The following is a 16,875-nucleotide window of genomic DNA, read 5'->3' as shown; positions in this document are numbered from 1 at the left end:
TTTATTTGACGTTATTTTTGAGGCACAGTAAGGGCTTCATATTTTTTTTTATTTGTCAATCCCCCATTGGGGGATGGTAAAGACTTTATTTTTTTTGTTAATCTAATTCCAGCGAGAAATCCGGACAATGAATGCATTGAGTCTTGCTCTAAGCATAGAGGATATACATGCCGTGGATGAGAAAATGTCTCAGAATGAGGCGAGTTCTCCACTGAATCTTACGCAAGAAGCGGGTTGTCAGCAGCGTATTTTGAATGCCTTGCCTGTGCCAGCTGTTTATTCTTCATTGGAAAACAAAATTCTATTTTGGAATCAGGCCTTTGAAGCTCAATGGGGTGCGGAATTGGACGCTTATTTGTACCAACCGATCGAGCGACTTTTTGAACCCATTGCCTGGCAGCCTTCAGAATTAGAAATTCAGCTGATGGCCTTGGCCCAAGAGCAGACGCATGCAACGGTTTTGCTTCCTCAATGGGAGTTGAAGCGTTTCTCCGAAACGCAAACCAAAGCACAAATCACCCGCAGCTTGGTTTTGAATGCGATGGGGCAAGCAGAGGGCAAGCTTTGGATGATTGAAGATCCCAATCCCTGTTGGGAAAGTTCTCAAGCCCTCTATGATCTGAATGCTGAGCTTGAGCTACTGGTTGAGAAGCGTACCCAAGAGCTAAAAGCGGCAAATCAGGCCAAGAGTCTTTTCCTTGCCAATATGTCGCATGAGATTCGCACGCCCATGAATGCCATTTTGGGGTTCAGCCAATTACTGCAGCAGCAGATTCAGGAGCCCCGCTGGCAAAAATATCTGCAGGCGATTTACAGCAGTGGTCAAAATTTACTGGGTTTGATCAACGATATTCTTGACCTGTCTAAAATTGAAGCAGGCAAGATGACTGTTGAATTACAGCCTGTGAATCTCAAGCAAGTCTTTCAGGATTTGCTCCTTTCGATGGGGCTGTCTTTTGAAAATAAGGGCTTGAGATTGAGTTTCTCTGTTGCGCCGGAATTGCCTGCTGCTTTGGCCTTGGATCCTCTGCGCCTCAAACAGATTTTGACCAATTTATTGGGCAATGCCTTGAAGTTTACCACCCATGGAGAAGTGGCGGTTTCTGTTTTTTATCAGCCAGAATCAGCTGATTGGGGGCGACTTCAGATTGCCGTCAGTGATACGGGAATTGGGATTTCAGAAGCCAATCAAAAACGGATTTTTCATGCCTTTGAACAAATTCATCAATCCTATCTCAAAGATATTGTGGGCACAGGTTTGGGTCTGGCCATCAGTCGGCAGTTGGTGCAGTTGATGGGGGGAGAAATCCATTTGAAAAGTGAAGAGCAGAAGGGCTCTGTTTTTACCCTGGTTTTTCCAAGGGTTGAAACGGTTCTCGCTCCTGAAACGACCGCCGAGAATTGGCAAAATATCCAATTTCAACCGGCCCGTCTTTTATTGGTGGACGATCTTGAAAGCAATCTGCTTTTATTGGAAAGTCAGCTTTTAGATTTTCCCTTTGAACTGAGTTTTGCCAAGAATGGTCAGGAGGCCTGTGATTTGGCCCGAAAATACCTGCCGGATTTGATTCTGATGGACATTAAAATGCCCGTGATGGACGGGATTGAAGCCATGCGGATTTTGAAAGCAAATCCGCTGACCCAAGTGATTCCTGTGGTAGCTTTAACAGCTTCTGGCCTGCGTGAAGAAGAACAGACACTTTTAGAAGCTGGCTTTCAAGATTATCTGCGCAAACCAATTGAATTTAAATATTTAATTCAAAATATGAAAAAGTATCTGCCCTACCAAACTTTGGCAGTTTCCATGCCCGCTGAAGAGCGTTCCTTGGAATTGTCGGCAATCGATAGGCTTTCATTGACTCAGATTTTGCAATCTGAATTGATGCCGTTTTGGCTAAAGGTCAAGAACTCACTGATCTTAAATGAGTTGGATGAGTTTAATCAGCGTTTGAAAGAGCTTTCAAACGCCTATTCCTGCCCGACCTTACAGCATTTTTCATCTCAGTTGGAGGCCCGGCTTCAAGCCTTTGAATTGGATCAGGTTCATGTATTATTAGGTGAATTTCCACAAATTGTGCAAACCTTGTGTAAACCTTAGCAGAGACCTGCGCGGATTCACGCAGGTCTCTGCCTGTTTTTTAGGAGGATAACCAGAGTTTGAATTCAAGTTCCAGTCGGGCTACTTCTTGACGCGCGTTCAGGGCTTCCTGCTCCAATTTTAAGAGCTGCTGCTGGGCCTGTAAAACATGCATCACATTGAACTTGCCTGCATCCAGGCCCACACGCAATTTTTCAAGGTGATCCCGTGTCAAGGGCAAGAGACTCTTCTGATAAGCACTTGCCCGTTGGTGTGCTTGTTTCAGTCGGGCCATGAGCTGGTGCAATTCGCGTAGTTGGTTTTGACGCAAACGCTCAAGCTCCAGGCGGCTTTGTTCCAACTGGCTTTGCGCAAGGGCAATGCCATGTTGATTCTGGTTAAAGAGCTGGAGGGGCGCTGCTAAGACCAGATTGATGCCCAGATCCTGGCTTTGAGGGTGCCAACGCAGGGCACTGCCCAAATTGAGATCGGGGAAGCTGCGCGATTTTTGCAGCTCTACTTCCAGTTTTGCCTGATCCAGTCGCAGTTGCTGCACCAGGTAGAGAGGGTGTCTGGCTTGAATCTGTTCGGGTTTTTCGGTGGGAGGCACCAGCGGAATCAGACTGGCCAGTTCTCCAACCCGTGTCTCTGAGGTGGCGGTGCCATAACTGAAGAGTGTTTGACGGCTTAATTTTAATTGCAGTTCGCTTTGCGCAATTTCCAGCCCCAAACGTTCAGCTTCTGCACTGGGCAAGGTGCGCTCGAGAATATTCAAACGCCCCCGTGCAATCAGTTTTTCGGTCTGACCCAGTAGTTTTTCTGCCAAAACCTGCATTTCTTTAAGTTGAGACAGGTTCTCTTGCCAGAGCAAAACCTCAAGGTAGTGTTTACTGACCTCCTGATCGAGCTGTCTTTGACGGAGCATGCATTGGTTTTTTTGAACTTCCTGTGCCAGTTTGAACACCGCTTGCTGTGCATTCAGACGCCCACTCAAAGGAATATTTTGACTGGCTGAAAAAGTAAACTGCATATAATCCTGATCAGAGACCGATGCACTGCCGAGAAAATCTTCTCCCATGGCTTCAATTCTCGGGTTTTCCAGCAAACCGGCTTCGGCAATCTGGCTTTCAAACTGCCTGATTTCCTGCTTGCAGGCCAGCAGATCGGGGTGACTCCTGTGAACCTCGTTTAAAATTTCTTGAAGGGTCAGGGGGGATTGGGCCCTGACCTGGGCCAGAGGGAGTGAGAACAAGGCCAGATTGAGGCTGAGTGCCAAAATAAGACGTTTCATGATTGGGCCTCCTTGCGTTGCGGGCGATTGAAGATCAGATAGAGCACTGGCAAAACCACCAAAGTCAGCAGGGTCGAGGAGAGAATTCCCCCGATGACGACTGTGGCCAAGGGTTTTTGTACCTCTGCACCGGTTCCATGGGCCAGGGCCATGGGTACGAAACCCAAAGAGGCGACCAGGGCTGTCATGAGCACGGGGCGCAGGCGCACCAAAGCGCCTTCGGTCACTGCCGTGTGCAGATCTTTGCCATCGGCTTGTAGGTGCTTGATAAACGAAACCAAGACCAGCCCATTTAGAACCGCGACCCCAGAGAGCGCAATAAAACCCACCCCCGCAGAAATTGAGAGCGGAATCTGGCGGATCCAAAGCGCGAGCACACCACCCGTCAGGGCCAGCGGTACCCCACTGAATACCAGCAATGCATCTTTGAGGTTGCCAAAACTCATAAACAGCAGCCCCAGAATCAGGAAGAGAGCGATCGGCACGACCAATTGCAGGCGTTGGGCGGCAGAGATCATCTGTTGGAATTGCCCTCCCCAAGCCATCCAATAGCCGCTGGGCAGCTTGACCTTGGCTTGAATTTGGCTTTCGGCTTCTTCCACAAAAGAGCCCATATCGCGTCCCCGTACATTGGCGGTGATCACAATTCGGCGTTTGCCCTGTTCGCGGCTGATCTGGTTGGGGCCGGGGGCCAATTTAAATTCAGCCACGGCTGAAAGGGGAATAAAACTGGGGTGGGTCTGACTGCTGGCATGAATCGGCACGGGCAGGCGTCTGATGCGATCTAAATCGTTGCGCAGGTTTTCTGGCAAGCGTACCACCAAGCTGAAGCGCCGGTCTCCTTCAAAGATTTCACCCACTGCTTTGCCGCCAATCGCGATTTCGATCAGCTCCTGCACATCGGCGACGTTCAAGCCGTAGCGGCTGAGCTGATTGCGTTTGAGGGCCACGGTCATCATGGGCAGGCCATCAATCTGCTCAAGTTTGACGTCTGCTGCACCGGGTACTTTTTCGATGATTTTCGCGATTTGTTCACCCTGGCTGAGTAGAATTTCGCGGTCATCGCCAAAGACTTTAACAGCCACATCGGCACGCACCCCGGCAATCAGTTCGTTGAAACGCATTTCAATCGGTTGGGTAAACTCATAGATACTGCCTGGTTGCTCTTTGAGCACGGCCTCCATTTTGGCGATCACGTCCTCTTTGCTGAGGTTGGGATTGGGCCATTGGTTCTTTTCCTTGAGCATGACAAAGGTATCGACCTCATTGGGGGACATGGGGTCTGAGGCTATTTCAGCCGTCCCAATGCGTGAAAAGACCAGTTTGACTTCGGGCAATTTTTCAAGGGCTGCATCGAGGCTGTGTTGCATTTCGACCGATTGACTCAGGCTGGTGCCTGGAATGCGTACCGGTTGTACGACCACATCTCCTTCATTCAGGCTGGGAACAAACTCTTTGCCCAGGCCGATTGCCAGCCAGGTGCAAAAACCCAGCAGAAGCAGGGTGGCACTGACCACCAATCCCCTGTGTCTGAGGGCCAGTTTTAAGCTGGGCACATAGCCCCGTTTAATCACCTGCAAGAGGAAATTTTCTTTTTCAGAAACCTTGCCACTGACGAAGAGAGCGACAGCAGCTGGTACAAAGGTAAAACTGAGAACCATCGCGCCCAGCAGGGCCATGACTACGGTCAGGGCCATGGGGATAAACATTTTGCCTTCTACACCCGTGAGGGTCAGAATTGGCAGGTAGACGATCATGATGATCAATTGGCCAAAAAGAATTTCTTTGCTGGCCTCTCGTGAGGCCTCAAAGACCACTTCGCGGCGCTCGGCGGCTTCGGGTGCGCGATTTTGGGCGTGTTGAAAAATCGCGAGGCGGCGAATGCTGTTTTCGACAATCACCACTGCGCCATCTACAATAATCCCGAAATCCAGCGCGCCCAGGCTCATCAGATTGGCGGAGAGTTTGCCTGCCACCATGCCACTGAGGGTAAAGCACATTGCTACCGGAATAATCATGGCGGTGATCAGCGCCGCCCGAATATTGCCGAGAAAGAGAAAGAGGATCACAACTACCAGTAAGGCCCCTTCGCTGAGATTTTTCTCAACGGTATGAATGGCTTTGTCGACCAGTTCGGTGCGGTCATAGACGGCGGTCGCATGTACACCAGCGGGGAGGCTTTTATTGACCTCTTCGAGTTTTTGGCCGACAGCTTCTGCGACTTCACGGCTATTGGATCCCAGCAGCATGACGGCTGTTCCCAAAACGGTTTCGTGGCCTCCTCGGGTGGCTGCCCCTGTTCGCAATTCCTTGCCCAGGCTGACATCTGCCAATTGCCGGATACGAATTGGGAACCCCGCATGGTAATCGACAATAATATTGCCGATATCCGTTTCGGTTTGGGCCTGGCCCGGTACGCGAATCAGATATTGTTCACCATTGCGTTCGATATAACCGGCGCCGACATTGGCATTGTTGCGTTCCAGGGCCATGACAAGGTCATGCAGAGAGAGTCCATTGGCCAGCAGTTTTTCAGGAAAAGGGGTGACGTGAAACTGTTTCTGGAAGCCCCCCATGGAATTGACATCGGTGACCCCTTTGACACTGCGCAATTGGGGGCGAATCAGCCAGTCCTGCAGCGTGCGCAGATCCATGGGCGTATAGGCGCTGCCATCTTCTTTGCGGGCATTGGGTTCGGCTTCTACCGTCCACATAAAGATTTCGCCCAAGCCGGTGGAGATTGGCCCCATTTCAGGCGAAATGCCTGGAGGTAGACGGTTGGCTGCTGTTTGCAGCTTTTCTCCGACCTGTTGGCGCGCAAAGTAAATATCTGTGCCATCTTCAAAGACAACCGTGACCTGAGACAGGCCATATTTAGACAGGGAGCGGGTCTGTTTGAGATGGGGAATGCCTGCCATCAAGGTTTCGATCGGAAAGGTAATTCTCTGTTCAGACTCCAAGGGGGAATAGCCAGGGGCAGAAGTATTGATCTGAACCTGTACATTGGTAATATCGGGTACGGCATCGATGGGCAAGTGTTGAAAACTGAAAATACCCAGAATCAGCACAGCCAGGGTAAAGATCATGACCAGCCAGCGCTGTTCAATTGAAAAGCGTATCAAACGTGTCAACATGGCTTATTCCTCCTGCGCGGTGAGCAAGGCGGATTTTAAGACAAAGCTGTTTTTACCCACATAGATATCCCCAGCTTTGAGACCTGCCAGAATTTCTATCGATTGACCGTCTTCTCTTCCGGTTTTTATTTCACGGGGTAGAAAACGTTCGCCCTGCTTGATAAAAATCACGGTTTTGCCTTCCAGCTGTTGAAGGGCCTGGCGTTTGACAGCCAGGGGAACTTGCCAGGTGCCTTCAGTGACCTGAATCGTGACATACATTCCCGGTCGCCAGATCAGACCTGGGTTGGCAATATGGGCATGGGCTTCTGCGGAGCGTGAGACTTCATCCACCAGGGGTTTAACATGGGTGATTTGACCCGGCGCACTTTGCTTGAGGCCATCGGCACGTACCATGACCTGCTGGCCAAGGCGGATATGATCCAATTCACTTTCATAGATTTGAATTTCGGCCCAGACTTCAGAAAGATCAGCCACCTTGTAAAGGGGAGCATCGGGCATGACACCCTGACCTTCCGTGACATTTTTTTCAACCACCACGCCACTCAGGGGAGAGCGGATTTCATAGCGGGTCATTTGGTTGGGGCTGAGGTGGGTCAGGCCACCCGGCCCAAAGGTTTGCAGTTTGGCTTGAGCTGACTCCAGGGCTGACTGGGCCAGACGCAGGGTTTGGCGATGCTCCAGCAGGGTGTTTTCACGTTGCCAGGTGAGATCTTCCAAGGCACCAATATACTGGGCTTTGGCGGCTTCGAGTTCCTGGCGGGCCTGTTGCAATTCCTGCGAGGTGGAGAGCTGGTCTTGGGCCAATTTATTTTCGCGCTCAAAACTGGTTTGGGCCAGACGCAGGCGTGAATAATGGGTCAATAACTGGCTTTTGCTGCTGCCAATCTGCAAGCCCAGTACGGCCTGGTGAATACTTTCGGGTTGGCCCCCTTTGCGCAGGGCCTGAATCAATTGTTGAATGCGTTTGCCCAGATTTTCTTCACGCTGAAGAAGTTTTTTGGCTTGCTCGGTCTGCTTTTGCTGGTTGAGATAATCCAAACGCAAATCAGCCAGTTCTCTGCTTTCGATCACGGCCAGCAGATCGCCTTGGCGAATCCGTTGGCCAATATGTTTATCGGTTAGTTCAGCAACCCCGCTGACCCGTGAAGAAATGGCCTGAACCCGGTGTTCATCCAGGGCGATTTTGCCAGGAAAATCGCGAATCTGGCGCAGGGTTTTGGGCCCGGCCTGAAGCAGTTCCAGTTTGGCGTTGGCTATGGCCTGGGCCGAAAGTTTGAGTTCTTGTCCCTGTGTTTTTTGGGGGGGGGCGGTCTGCTCTTCAGCTTTTGGCTTCTCCTGGGGACAGGCGCTCAGCACGAGAAGAGAGCAGGCCAGCAGTAGTGTTTTTCGAAATTGATCTTTCATAGGTTTTCCATTCTGTAAATTTTAAAGCGTCTCAAAACCGGGTGAGCCGGCGAACGCTTCAAATCAACAGAACAGTCGAGGCGATGTGTGCAGAAAGAGGGGGGGGAAGGGGATGTGATTCCTGATAGACAGGCAGAGGTGCTTGGGGGAACGAGATCCGAACAGCGGTATTGACCTCTTGGGTGATCACTTGAATGGTTTTAAATTCAGGAGTTTGGGCCGTTACAAAACTTTCAGGATGACTGATGCCTTGATTGGCCAGGGTATGGGCATGTCCGCCTGATTCGGGGGTGATTTTCAGCCCTCTTAAAACCGCTTGAAAAGGGGTTAAGCTTTGCTGCTGGGCCTCAACCAAAGCGGATTGGTTGGGGAGTGATGTGCTCAAACTGATACTATCGAGAAAATCCCCCTGATGGGGAATGATCACGTAAGCCAACATGCACAGCAAGAGGCCCAGTTTTCGGATCAGGGAATAAAAATCATTGCACATACTGAAAATGATTCTAGCAGGCTGCCAAGATATTGTACAGGGTATTGCTTGAGGAAAAAAAGGGGGTGATAAGGGGCTTGAGGGCTTGCCATATTTTGTTTTGGGGGAGTATTTCAAATAAATAAAGAGCAGTCTTTTTTAGACCGCTCTTTTGAAAATGATCTGCGGAGATTTATTTTAAAGGAAGGGGTTCTGCGACAGCCTGACCAGCTGCGATACCCACAGGGGTTGTAAAGAGGGATACGGTCATGCCCAAAACAAAGGATGAAACCGCGCCTGTTCCCAGTCCTGCATTGAAGATTTTCTTTTGCCCGCCATTTTTAAGCTCTTCAGGACTCATATTGGCAGAAATGGCTCCTGCCACACCACCCGCCAAGGAACCCGAGATCCCCCCCAGAGCGGCACCCATTTTGACTTGTCCAAAGAGCAGTCCCAAGGCTGCTCCTACACCTGCGCCAATTACTGCCGAGGGAGCGGCACCCGCCAAAAACCCTTTGGTACTGGGAAGAAGGCCCGTCTTGACTTTCACGTTGATATGATCCTGCTCCAAGCCAGAAGAGGGGGGCGTTTGTGTACTTTCGCTGCTAACTGGTTTGGGCGTTGAAGGAGAGATTTGGCTTGGGGGTTGAATGGGCTGAACGGATTGAATGACAGACATGCTTGAAAGCTCTCTTTTTATTTTTATTATACTTATTTTAGGCTATGAAATGCAAAAAAATGCAATGAAAGCGTGCTCTCTCAAATAGTGAGAGCACGCTTTTGAGGTTTACCCTTCAGGTGTCTGTAAAACCGCCTCAATCTGACGCAAGGTTTTGACCATGGCGCTGAACATCTCGGGAGAAATGGCCTGTGGGCCATCACAGAGGGCTTCTTGGGGCCGATCATGCACATCGACCAGCAAACCATGCGCCCCGATTGCGACTGCTGCACGCGAGGCAGGAACCACCATGCTTTTGTGGCCCAATGAGTGGCTGGGATCAACCACAATCGGCAAATGACTGAGTTTGCGCACGGCCAGAACGGCACCCAAATCGAGTAAATTGCGGGTATGGGGATCATAGTGACGCAGACCCCGCTCGCAGAGAATCACGCGTTCATTGCCTCCGGCCAGGAGATATTCTGCGGCCATGAGCCATTCATCGATCGTGGCAGAAAGTCCACGCTTGAGCAGTACCGGTTTGTCGAGCTGACTGGCAGCCTTGAGCAGGGAAAAATTCTGCATATTGCGGGTGCCAATCTGAATAATGTCGGCGTATTCATAAACGGCTTCCAGGCTGGGCAAATCCAAAGCTTCGCTGATCACAGGCAATCCTGTTTCTGCTCGGGCGGTGGCTAAGATTTTGAGCCCATCAATGCCCAAACCCTGAAAGGCGTAGGGTGAGGTGCGGGGTTTATAGGCCCCTCCCCGTAAAATTTGAGCACCGCCTGCTTTCACCGCATGGGCCAAACGCACGGTCTGTTCTTCACTTTCAACGGCGCAGGGGCCCGCCATGATCACGCATTCAGAACTGCCAAAGCGGGCAGGGCCAATCTCAAAGATACTGTCTTCGGGGTGAAAACTGCGTCCTGCCAGTTTATAGGGGCTGGAAACAGGGATCACTTCACGTACTCCGGGCATTTGATTGAGAATTTCGCGATCCACACTGCTGTGATTGCCGGTAATGCCGACTGCCAGGCTGTGTTCGCCAGGAAGTACATGGGCGGTATAGCCCAGCTTTTCAATTTTTTTCAGCAGTCCATTCAGTTCTTCGGGGCTGTGGTTTTTACGCATCATGACCAACATTTAATTTTCCTCCAGGGGGTGTTTGAGTGAGCGGATCAATGCAGAGGCTATTTCTACGGCCTGATCCGGGCCTTTTGCCGTATCCAGGGCGGCCATCAGGGCACTGCCGACGACAATTCCTTCGGCCGCGCCCTTGAGCGTGGCCACGTGTTCGGGCTTGGAAATTCCAAAGCCCACGATGATCGGGTTTTTGACCTGGTTTTTGAGGGTTGCCAGGGTGGCGGGTAAATCCGTATGAACCTGTTCGCGGGTACCGGTAACTCCGGTACGGGAAACATAATAAATGCAGGCACTTGAGGCCTGGTCAATGGCTGCCAGCCGTTCCGGGGCTGTGGTGGGGGCAGCCAGAAAAACGGTTTCCAGAGCGCTTCCTTCCAGAGCGTGTAAATAGCGTCCTGCGGTTTCGGGCAGCAAATCGACGATCAGGGTGCCACTGACCCCCGCTTCTTGGGCGCGTTTGACAAAGTTTTCAAGGCCCAGGTGGTAGATCGGGTTGTAGTAGCTGAAGAGAATCAGTGGGGTATCAAGCCCCTCGCTTCGCACTTGGGCAACCAAATCCAGGATTTGGCTGAGGTTGACGCCTTGGGCCAGGGCTTTTTCGGAGGCTTTTTGAATCACGGGGCCATCGGCCACGGGGTCTGAAAAAGGCACGCCCAGTTCAATCAGGTCGGCACCACTTTTGGCCAGGGCGTGAAGCAGTCGGGCACTGGTTTTCAGATCAGGCACCCCTGCTGTCAGGTAGGGGATCAGCGCGCTGCGGCCTTCGGCACGGCAGGCCATCAGGGTTTGGTGTATGGTTTTCATGCGTTTTGCTCCTGTTGGTAGAGTTGGTGCACGTCCTTGTCTCCCCGGCCTGAGAGATTGACGAGCAGGATTTGATCGGGGCGCAGGGTGGGAGCTTGTTTAAGCACATAGGCCAGAGCATGTGAACTTTCGAGTGCGGGCAGGATGCCTTCGCTGCGGGCGAGACGATGAAAGGCTTCGAGTGCTTCGGCGTCACTGGCTGAAAAATAGCGGGCTCTTCCCCGTTCCTGTAAATCTGCGTGTTCCGGCCCGACGGCAGGATAGTCTAAACCCGCAGAGACACTGTGGGTCTCCAGAATTTGGCCATCTGGGTTCTGGAGCACGAAGGTCTCACTGCCGTGTAATACCCCTGGGCTGCCCCCACTGAAGCGGGCGGCATGTTGACCGGGTTCCAGACTGCGGCCACCGGCTTCGATGCCTGTCAGTTGAACCTCTGCATCTTGCAAAAATCCTCTGAAAATGCCGATGGCGTTGCTGCCGCCGCCTACGCAGGCCACCACTTCATCGGGAAGTTTGCCTGTCTGCTCAAGGATTTGGGCGCGGGCTTCGCGGCCAATCACGGATTGAAAGGTGGCGACCATATCTGGATAAGGATGGGGGCCAAGAGCGGATCCGAGCAGATAAAAGGTGTCTTCGACATGGCTGACCCAATCGCGCATGGCCTCATTGATCGCATCCTTCAGTGTGGCGGTTCCGCTGTCTACGGCAAAGACTTCGGCCCCCAATAAACGCATGCGGTAAACATTCAAGGCCTGGCGGGCCATATCGACCGACCCCATATACACACGGCAGTTCAGACCCAGCAAAGCCGCTACCGTGGCACTGGCCACCCCGTGCTGGCCCGCGCCTGTCTCTGCGATGATACGGGTTTTGCCCATGCGTTTGGCGAGCAGGGCCTGGCCCAAGGAATTGTTGATCTTGTGGGCACCGGTATGGTTGAGATCTTCCCGCTTGAGAAAAATCCGTGCGCCCCCAAGGGCCTGGCTGAGATTGCGGGCTTCATAAACAGGGGTGGGGCGGCCTACATAATGGCGCAGTAAATCGGCCAATTCGGCTTGAAAGGCTGGGTCTTGCCGGGCTTCGTTCCAGGCTTTTTCGAGTTCCTGAATGGGCGCCATCAGGGTTTCTGGGATATATTGTCCGCCAAAATGGCCGAAATAACCTCCGGTTTTGAGGGGTTCGAAGGCGGGCAGAAGCGGGTTGCTCATGGTGAAGGATTCCTTTCGCTTGCAAATACAGAAGTGTTGAGGGTTTGAAACAGGGCCTGCAGTTTGGCGGGATCTTTTTCGCCTGGACGGGCTTCTACCCCGCTGGAAAGATCCAGGGCCCAAGGTTGAACGGTTGCTTGAGCGGCCAGGCTATTTTCGGGCGTGAGCCCTCCGGCTAAGAGAATCGGTCTTTGTCGTGCGATCTGGGCCGCCAGATCCCAATCTCCGGTTTGGCCGCTGCCGCCCCAAACGCCGGGGATGGCGGTATCCAGCAAAAGCAGAAAAGGGAAGTCCAGCCAGGGAGCCCAATCTGCTTCTGAACGGGGGCGCAAGGCCTTGATAATTTGAAAGCCTTCGGCCTGAAGTTTTTCACAGAGTTCAGGGGATTCATGGCCGTGCAATTGCAGATGGCTGAGCCCTGTGTTTGAAGCTGTCCGGGCCAGGGTTTCGAAGTCTTGATTGACAAAAACACCTACTTTCCAAGGTGCAGTGGGCAAGGCCGAGATGATGCTGGCTGCGGCTTCGGGGGCGATAGCCCGTGGACTGGGGGGGTAAAAAACAAAGCCCAGCGCAAAAGCACCCAGTTCAGCGGCCTCTTGGGCGTCCTCCAGGCGGGTCAGCCCACAGATTTTAACGCGGATCTTTTCAAGCATGGTGGGCCTCTTTCAGCAAGTGGGCCAGGGCCTGCCCAGGTTGCCCCGTACGCATCAGCGAGGTGCCAATTAAAAAACCGTGATAGCCCCAGCTTTGTGCCTGTTTGAGATCCTGACCCGTTACCAGGCCACTTTCGCAGATCAGGGGAACCCCCGCTGGAGCCAGTGGGGCCAGTTCCTTTGAGGTTTCCAGGCGGGTTTTGAGGGTTTTGAGATCGCGGTTATTCACGCCGAGTAGACGCGGTTTGAGGCTGGCGGCCTGGGTCAGTTCCTCGGCATTGTGCACTTCGACCAGGGGGGTCAGGCCCAACGCCAGGGCCTGGGCATGCAGTTCTTTTAAAACAGAACTTTCGAGCATGGCCACAATCAGAAGACAGGCATCGGCACCTGCGATGCGCGCTTGATAGAGTTGGTAGGGGTCCAGGATAAAATCCTTCATCAGCAGCGGTGCTTGGGGCTGGGCGGCTCTGATGGTGCTGAGGTAGTCCAGTTGGCCTTTAAAAAATTCAGGTTCGGTCAGAACGGAAAGGGCTGTGGCGCCATGCCTGAGATAATCGGCCGCTACCTCTGTAGGAGACAGTTGGGGAGCAATGTCTCCCTGTGAGGGGCTTGCCAGTTTGACTTCGGCAATGACCTGAAAGCCGGGTTGGCTAAAATGAGCGGCAAAATCTTGGGGCTGACGTGTTTCTGAGAGACGGGCCTGCAGCTCTGCCAGGGGCAGTAGGGTTTTTTCATGGGCGATACGTGCACGGGTGGCCGTGGCGATTTTTGTCAAGACACTCATAGGGGCCTCCGCAGAAGTTCAAGAGTTTTCAATACTTTGCCCTGATCGAGGGCCTCTGCAGCCAAGTGGACACCTTCACGCAAGGTAGGGGCCTTGCCGGTAATCCAGAGCGCAGCGGCAGCGTTATAACAGACCAGATCACGGGCGGCTCCCTTTTGGCCTTGAAAAATCCGCTCCAGAATCAACGCGTTTTCTTGGGCTGATCCGCCCTCAAGATCGGTCAGGGGTTGTCGTTTCAGACCTGCCTCTTCAGGGCTGAGTTCAAAGTGGGTAATTTGACCTGCTTTGAGGTGTGAGACCTGCGTAGGGGCTGCCAGACTGAGTTCATCCAAACCATCGTAGGAGGCAACGACCAGGGCTTCACGGGTGCCCAACTGACGCAGAACTTCGGCCAGAACGGGGGTGAGTTTGCGATCATAGACCCCCAAGAGCTGGTGGCTGACCTCGGCGGGGTTACAGAGCGGGCCGAGCAGATTAAAAATCGTGCGCACCCCCAGATTGCGGCGCAAAGGAGCCAGTTCTTTGAGAATGGGGTGAAAGGCAGGAGCAAAACAGAAACCGAAATGACTGGTTTCCAGTGCCTGACGCACGCCCTCGGCGCTGTTCTGGAGGGGAATGCCCAGGGCCTCGAGCACATCGGCACTGCCACTGCGACTGGAGACCGCCCGATTGCCATGTTTGACTACGGGGACGTCCAAACTGGCCAGAAGCAGGCTGACGGCTGTGGAAACATTGAAGGTCAGCCCGCCGTCGCCCCCTGTTCCGCAGGTGTCCAGTGTCAATTCTTCATGGGTTTCGACTCTTTGCATCCGGGCCCGCAAGGCCCGTGCAAAGCCTGTAATTTCAGCCGGTGTTTCGCCACGCATACGCAGCGCCGCCAAGAGTGCGCCTGTGACTTCAGCCGGCACCTCCCCATTGAGAATCCGGTCGAGTACCGCTTCTGCTTCATTGACGCCCAGGGGGGCTCCTGCAAAAAGCGTTTCCAGTACTGTTTTCATACCAAAACCTCCAAAGTTTTGAGAAAATTTTTCAACAGGCGGGGGCCTTCCGGCGTGGCGATCGATTCGGGGTGAAACTGTACCCCTTCAATCGGCAGGCTGCGGTGGCGCAAGCCCATGATCAGGCCCTCTTCGCTTTCTGCGGTAATTTCGAGGCAGTCAGGCAGACTTTCGCGCTCAGCCATCAGAGAGTGGTAGCGGGCAACCTGCATGGGAGAAGGAAGGCCCGCGAAAAGCCCCTGCTGCTGGTGCTGAATGGCTGAGGTTTTGCCATGCAGGGCTTGGGTGCGTACAATTTTTCCGCCAAAGGCCTGGGCGATGGATTGGTGGCCTAAACAGACACCGAGCAGGGGAAAACGTCCTGCTATGGCCGTGATCAGCTCCAGGCAAATGCCGGCCTGCTCCGGCCGGCCGGGGCCGGGGGAAAGCACCACGGCCTGGGGAGCCAGTTCAAGAACTTCTGTTACACGCAGGGCGTCGTTGCGCACAACCTGACAGTCTGCGCCTGCACCCGCCAGGGCTTGGTAAAGGTTATATACAAAAGAGTCATAGTTGTCGATGATCAGAATCATGCCATAGCTCCTGTGGGGGTTTGAGTGGCCAGGGCATTGGCGCTTTGCAGGGCCTGAAAGAGGACACGGGCTTTGTTGCGCACTTCTAAATATTCCTGGCGGGGAATGGAATCTGCGACCACGCCCGCACCCGCCTGGAGAATGGCTTCTCCCTGGTGAATGGCCAGACTGCGAATCGTGATGCAGGCATCGAGTTGTCCTTCAAAGCCGTGATAAAAGACGGCTCCCCCATACCAACCCCGGCGCACGGGTTCCAGTTGGCCGAGCAGTTCCATGGCCCGAATTTTGGGGGCGCCAGAAAGGGTGCCTGCCGGAAAACAGGCAAAAAGTGCATCCAGGGCTGTTTTGCCTTCGGCCAGTTGGCCTTCGACCAGCGAGACCAAATGCATGACATGGGAAAAATACTCAAGTTCCATATAGCGACTGACTTCTACGCTGCCAGGCTGAGAAACCCGGCCCAGATCGTTGCGGCCCAAATCGACCAGCATCAGGTGTTCGGCCCGCTCTTTTTCATCGGCGATTAATTCCTGTGCCAGGGCTTGGTCTTCAGCGGGGGTATGGCCTCGGCGGCGGGTGCCTGCAATCGGGCAGGTGGCAGCTTCGCTGCCGTTGGATTTTACCAGCATTTCGGGGGAGGTGCCCAATAAGACGGGGCCGCCCATATCCAAATAGTAGAGATAGGGCGAGGGGTTCAAACTGCGCAGAATGCGGTAGAGAGTGAAGGGGTCTCCTTCCAGGGGGGTGCGAAATTGTTCTGAGAGAACAGCCTGAAAAATTTCACCTTCTGCAATCGCTTCCTGAAGCTGGCTGACTTTTTCGCAGAAGGCGGCTTCACCCATGCGCCCCAAGGGGGGCTCTGCCGGGGGCGGGTCGGGCAGTTCAAGCAGGGCTTCGGCGGCCACGGGATGGCGCAATTGGGCCTGTAAAATCTGCAGATCGGTCTGGGCGCGGTTGAGTTCGGCTGCACTGGCTTCAAGGGGCAGGTGAGCCACCAAGAGGATTTTACGCTTGAGATGATCAAAGACCAGCACGCGTGCGAAACGCATTAGACAGGCTTCGGGCAGGGGAGAAGCCTCTGCGGGCAAAGGGATTTTTTCAAGGTATTGGACACAGTCATAGCCCAGATAGCCCACATAGCCCCCTGTAAAGGGTGGCAGGCTGGGGTCTGTCAGCATTTTTTCAGCTTGCAGTTTGGCTTTGAGGGTTTCCAGCGGGTGGCCGGGCAGAATTTCTCTGCCTTGGGTGGTTTGGCGACTTAAAACACCTGCCTGCAGGGTAAGAATTTCATCTGGTGCAAATCCCAAAATGCTGTAACGGGCCTGGCTCAGGTCTGAGCCTGCGCTTTCAAACAGAAAACCGGGTTGGGCGGTTTGGCGCAGGCGCAGCCAGGCAGAAAGCGGCGTGAGGGTATCCATTGGGATTTCGCGGGTCAGGCGCTGAAGCTGCATTGCGTTTTTTCTCCATTTTATTGATGTTTCAGACCAAAAAGTAAAGCCGCCACTGTGGGGGGGCACAGTGGCGGCTGAGAGGGGAAAACTTGAAAAGGGGTGACTAAATCAAGTTGTGGTTTCGCCCAAACACGAATTGCCACTGGCAGTGGAGCTCCACCACCAGCGCCAGTTAGAAATGTTTGAAGTCTGGGCTGTGTATTTCATACGCTTTATTATCCGATGC

General features: G+C 53.2%; 14 protein-coding genes. 1 reads left to right on the top strand and 13 read right to left on the bottom strand.

The features are described from left to right. Positions 1–127 precede the first annotated feature (127 nt). Positions 128–2,098 (top strand): hypothetical protein, encoded by a 1,971-nt coding sequence (locus tag COW20_19730; GenBank protein ID PIW45585.1) that lies wholly within the window; start codon positions 128–130, stop codon positions 2,096–2,098. A gap of 40 nt (positions 2,099–2,138) precedes the next feature. On the opposite strand, the gene COW20_19725 is transcribed toward COW20_19730, so the two are convergent. From COW20_19725 to COW20_19665, 13 genes are all read right to left on the bottom strand, one after another. After that, positions 2,139–3,368: a hypothetical protein gene (locus tag COW20_19725; GenBank protein PIW45584.1), complete on the bottom strand. Its 1,230-nt coding sequence runs from the start codon at positions 3,366–3,368 to the stop codon at positions 2,139–2,141. After that, positions 3,365–6,502, bottom strand: a complete 3,138-nt coding sequence (locus COW20_19720) for a CusA/CzcA family heavy metal efflux RND transporter (protein ID PIW45583.1) — start codon at positions 6,500–6,502, stop codon at positions 3,365–3,367. The genes COW20_19725 and COW20_19720 overlap by 4 nt, the downstream gene beginning before the upstream one ends. Positions 6,503–6,505: 3 nt before the next feature. Then, a complete protein-coding gene (locus tag COW20_19715; protein ID PIW45582.1) occupies positions 6,506–7,909 on the bottom strand; it encodes a hypothetical protein in 1,404 nt (467 codons plus the stop codon). A gap of 58 nt (positions 7,910–7,967) precedes the next feature. Next, the gene (locus COW20_19710) at positions 7,968–8,399 is read right to left on the bottom strand and encodes a hypothetical protein (protein PIW45581.1); all 432 of its coding nucleotides are present in this window, start codon (positions 8,397–8,399) and stop codon (positions 7,968–7,970) included. Positions 8,400–8,571: 172 nt separating this feature from the next. Then, on the bottom strand, positions 8,572–9,057 hold the full coding sequence (locus tag COW20_19705; GenBank protein PIW45580.1) for a hypothetical protein: 486 nt from the start codon (positions 9,055–9,057) through the stop codon (positions 8,572–8,574). A 108-nt stretch (positions 9,058–9,165) separates the two neighbouring features. After that, entirely contained in the window at positions 9,166–10,182 is a 1,017-nt protein-coding gene (aroF, locus tag COW20_19700) for a 3-deoxy-7-phosphoheptulonate synthase (GenBank protein PIW45579.1), read from the bottom strand. Then, positions 10,183–10,986, bottom strand: a complete 804-nt coding sequence (locus tag COW20_19695) for a tryptophan synthase subunit alpha (protein PIW45578.1) — start codon at positions 10,984–10,986, stop codon at positions 10,183–10,185. After that, positions 10,983–12,194, bottom strand: a complete 1,212-nt coding sequence (gene trpB, locus COW20_19690) for a tryptophan synthase subunit beta (protein ID PIW45577.1) — start codon at positions 12,192–12,194, stop codon at positions 10,983–10,985. Before trpB ends, COW20_19695 begins: the two co-directional genes overlap by 4 nt. Continuing rightward, positions 12,191–12,847, bottom strand: a complete 657-nt coding sequence (locus COW20_19685; GenBank protein ID PIW45576.1) for a phosphoribosylanthranilate isomerase — start codon at positions 12,845–12,847, stop codon at positions 12,191–12,193. The genes trpB and COW20_19685 overlap by 4 nt, the downstream gene beginning before the upstream one ends. Beyond that, positions 12,840–13,631, bottom strand: coding sequence for an indole-3-glycerol phosphate synthase (locus tag COW20_19680; protein PIW45575.1), 792 nt, complete (start codon positions 13,629–13,631; stop codon positions 12,840–12,842). Before COW20_19680 ends, COW20_19685 begins: the two co-directional genes overlap by 8 nt. After that, positions 13,628–14,629, bottom strand: coding sequence for an anthranilate phosphoribosyltransferase (gene trpD, locus COW20_19675; protein ID PIW45574.1), 1,002 nt, complete (start codon positions 14,627–14,629; stop codon positions 13,628–13,630). The genes COW20_19680 and trpD overlap by 4 nt, the downstream gene beginning before the upstream one ends. Further along, positions 14,626–15,201: an aminodeoxychorismate/anthranilate synthase component II gene (locus tag COW20_19670; GenBank protein PIW45573.1), complete on the bottom strand. Its 576-nt coding sequence runs from the start codon at positions 15,199–15,201 to the stop codon at positions 14,626–14,628. The genes trpD and COW20_19670 overlap by 4 nt, the downstream gene beginning before the upstream one ends. Then, the gene (locus COW20_19665) at positions 15,198–16,649 is read right to left on the bottom strand and encodes an anthranilate synthase component I (protein ID PIW45572.1); all 1,452 of its coding nucleotides are present in this window, start codon (positions 16,647–16,649) and stop codon (positions 15,198–15,200) included. The genes COW20_19670 and COW20_19665 overlap by 4 nt, the downstream gene beginning before the upstream one ends. Between the last annotated feature and the right edge of the window lie 226 nt (positions 16,650–16,875).

This window comes from bacterium (Candidatus Blackallbacteria) CG13_big_fil_rev_8_21_14_2_50_49_14 (assembly GCA_002783405.1).
In the GTDB taxonomy this organism is placed as follows: Bacteria; Cyanobacteriota; Sericytochromatia; order UBA7694; family UBA7694.
The sequence above is the reverse complement of the archived record's forward strand: the minus strand, read 5'-3'. Positions and strand labels throughout refer to the sequence as shown.

What these genes read in the sequence shown, in the direction of transcription:
- COW20_19670 (PIW45573.1), bottom strand. Translation starts at nt 15,201, where the DNA reads ATGATTCTGATCATCGACAACTATGACTCTTTTGTATATAACCTTTAC.
- trpD (PIW45574.1), bottom strand. Translation starts at nt 14,629, where the DNA reads ATGAAAACAGTACTGGAAACGCTTTTTGCAGGAGCCCCCCTGGGCGTC.
- COW20_19725 (PIW45584.1), bottom strand. Translation starts at nt 3,368, where the DNA reads ATGAAACGTCTTATTTTGGCACTCAGCCTCAATCTGGCCTTGTTCTCA.
- COW20_19705 (PIW45580.1), bottom strand. Translation starts at nt 9,057, where the DNA reads ATGTCTGTCATTCAATCCGTTCAGCCCATTCAACCCCCAAGCCAAATC.
- COW20_19730 (PIW45585.1), top strand. Translation starts at nt 128, where the DNA reads ATGAATGCATTGAGTCTTGCTCTAAGCATAGAGGATATACATGCCGTG.
- COW20_19710 (PIW45581.1), bottom strand. Translation starts at nt 8,399, where the DNA reads ATGTGCAATGATTTTTATTCCCTGATCCGAAAACTGGGCCTCTTGCTG.
- COW20_19720 (PIW45583.1), bottom strand. Translation starts at nt 6,502, where the DNA reads ATGTTGACACGTTTGATACGCTTTTCAATTGAACAGCGCTGGCTGGTC.
- COW20_19715 (PIW45582.1), bottom strand. Translation starts at nt 7,909, where the DNA reads ATGAAAGATCAATTTCGAAAAACACTACTGCTGGCCTGCTCTCTTCTC.
- COW20_19695 (PIW45578.1), bottom strand. Translation starts at nt 10,986, where the DNA reads ATGAAAACCATACACCAAACCCTGATGGCCTGCCGTGCCGAAGGCCGC.
- COW20_19680 (PIW45575.1), bottom strand. Translation starts at nt 13,631, where the DNA reads ATGAGTGTCTTGACAAAAATCGCCACGGCCACCCGTGCACGTATCGCC.
- aroF (PIW45579.1), bottom strand. Translation starts at nt 10,182, where the DNA reads ATGTTGGTCATGATGCGTAAAAACCACAGCCCCGAAGAACTGAATGGA.
- COW20_19685 (PIW45576.1), bottom strand. Translation starts at nt 12,847, where the DNA reads ATGCTTGAAAAGATCCGCGTTAAAATCTGTGGGCTGACCCGCCTGGAG.
- trpB (PIW45577.1), bottom strand. Translation starts at nt 12,194, where the DNA reads ATGAGCAACCCGCTTCTGCCCGCCTTCGAACCCCTCAAAACCGGAGGT.
- COW20_19665 (PIW45572.1), bottom strand. Translation starts at nt 16,649, where the DNA reads ATGCAGCTTCAGCGCCTGACCCGCGAAATCCCAATGGATACCCTCACG.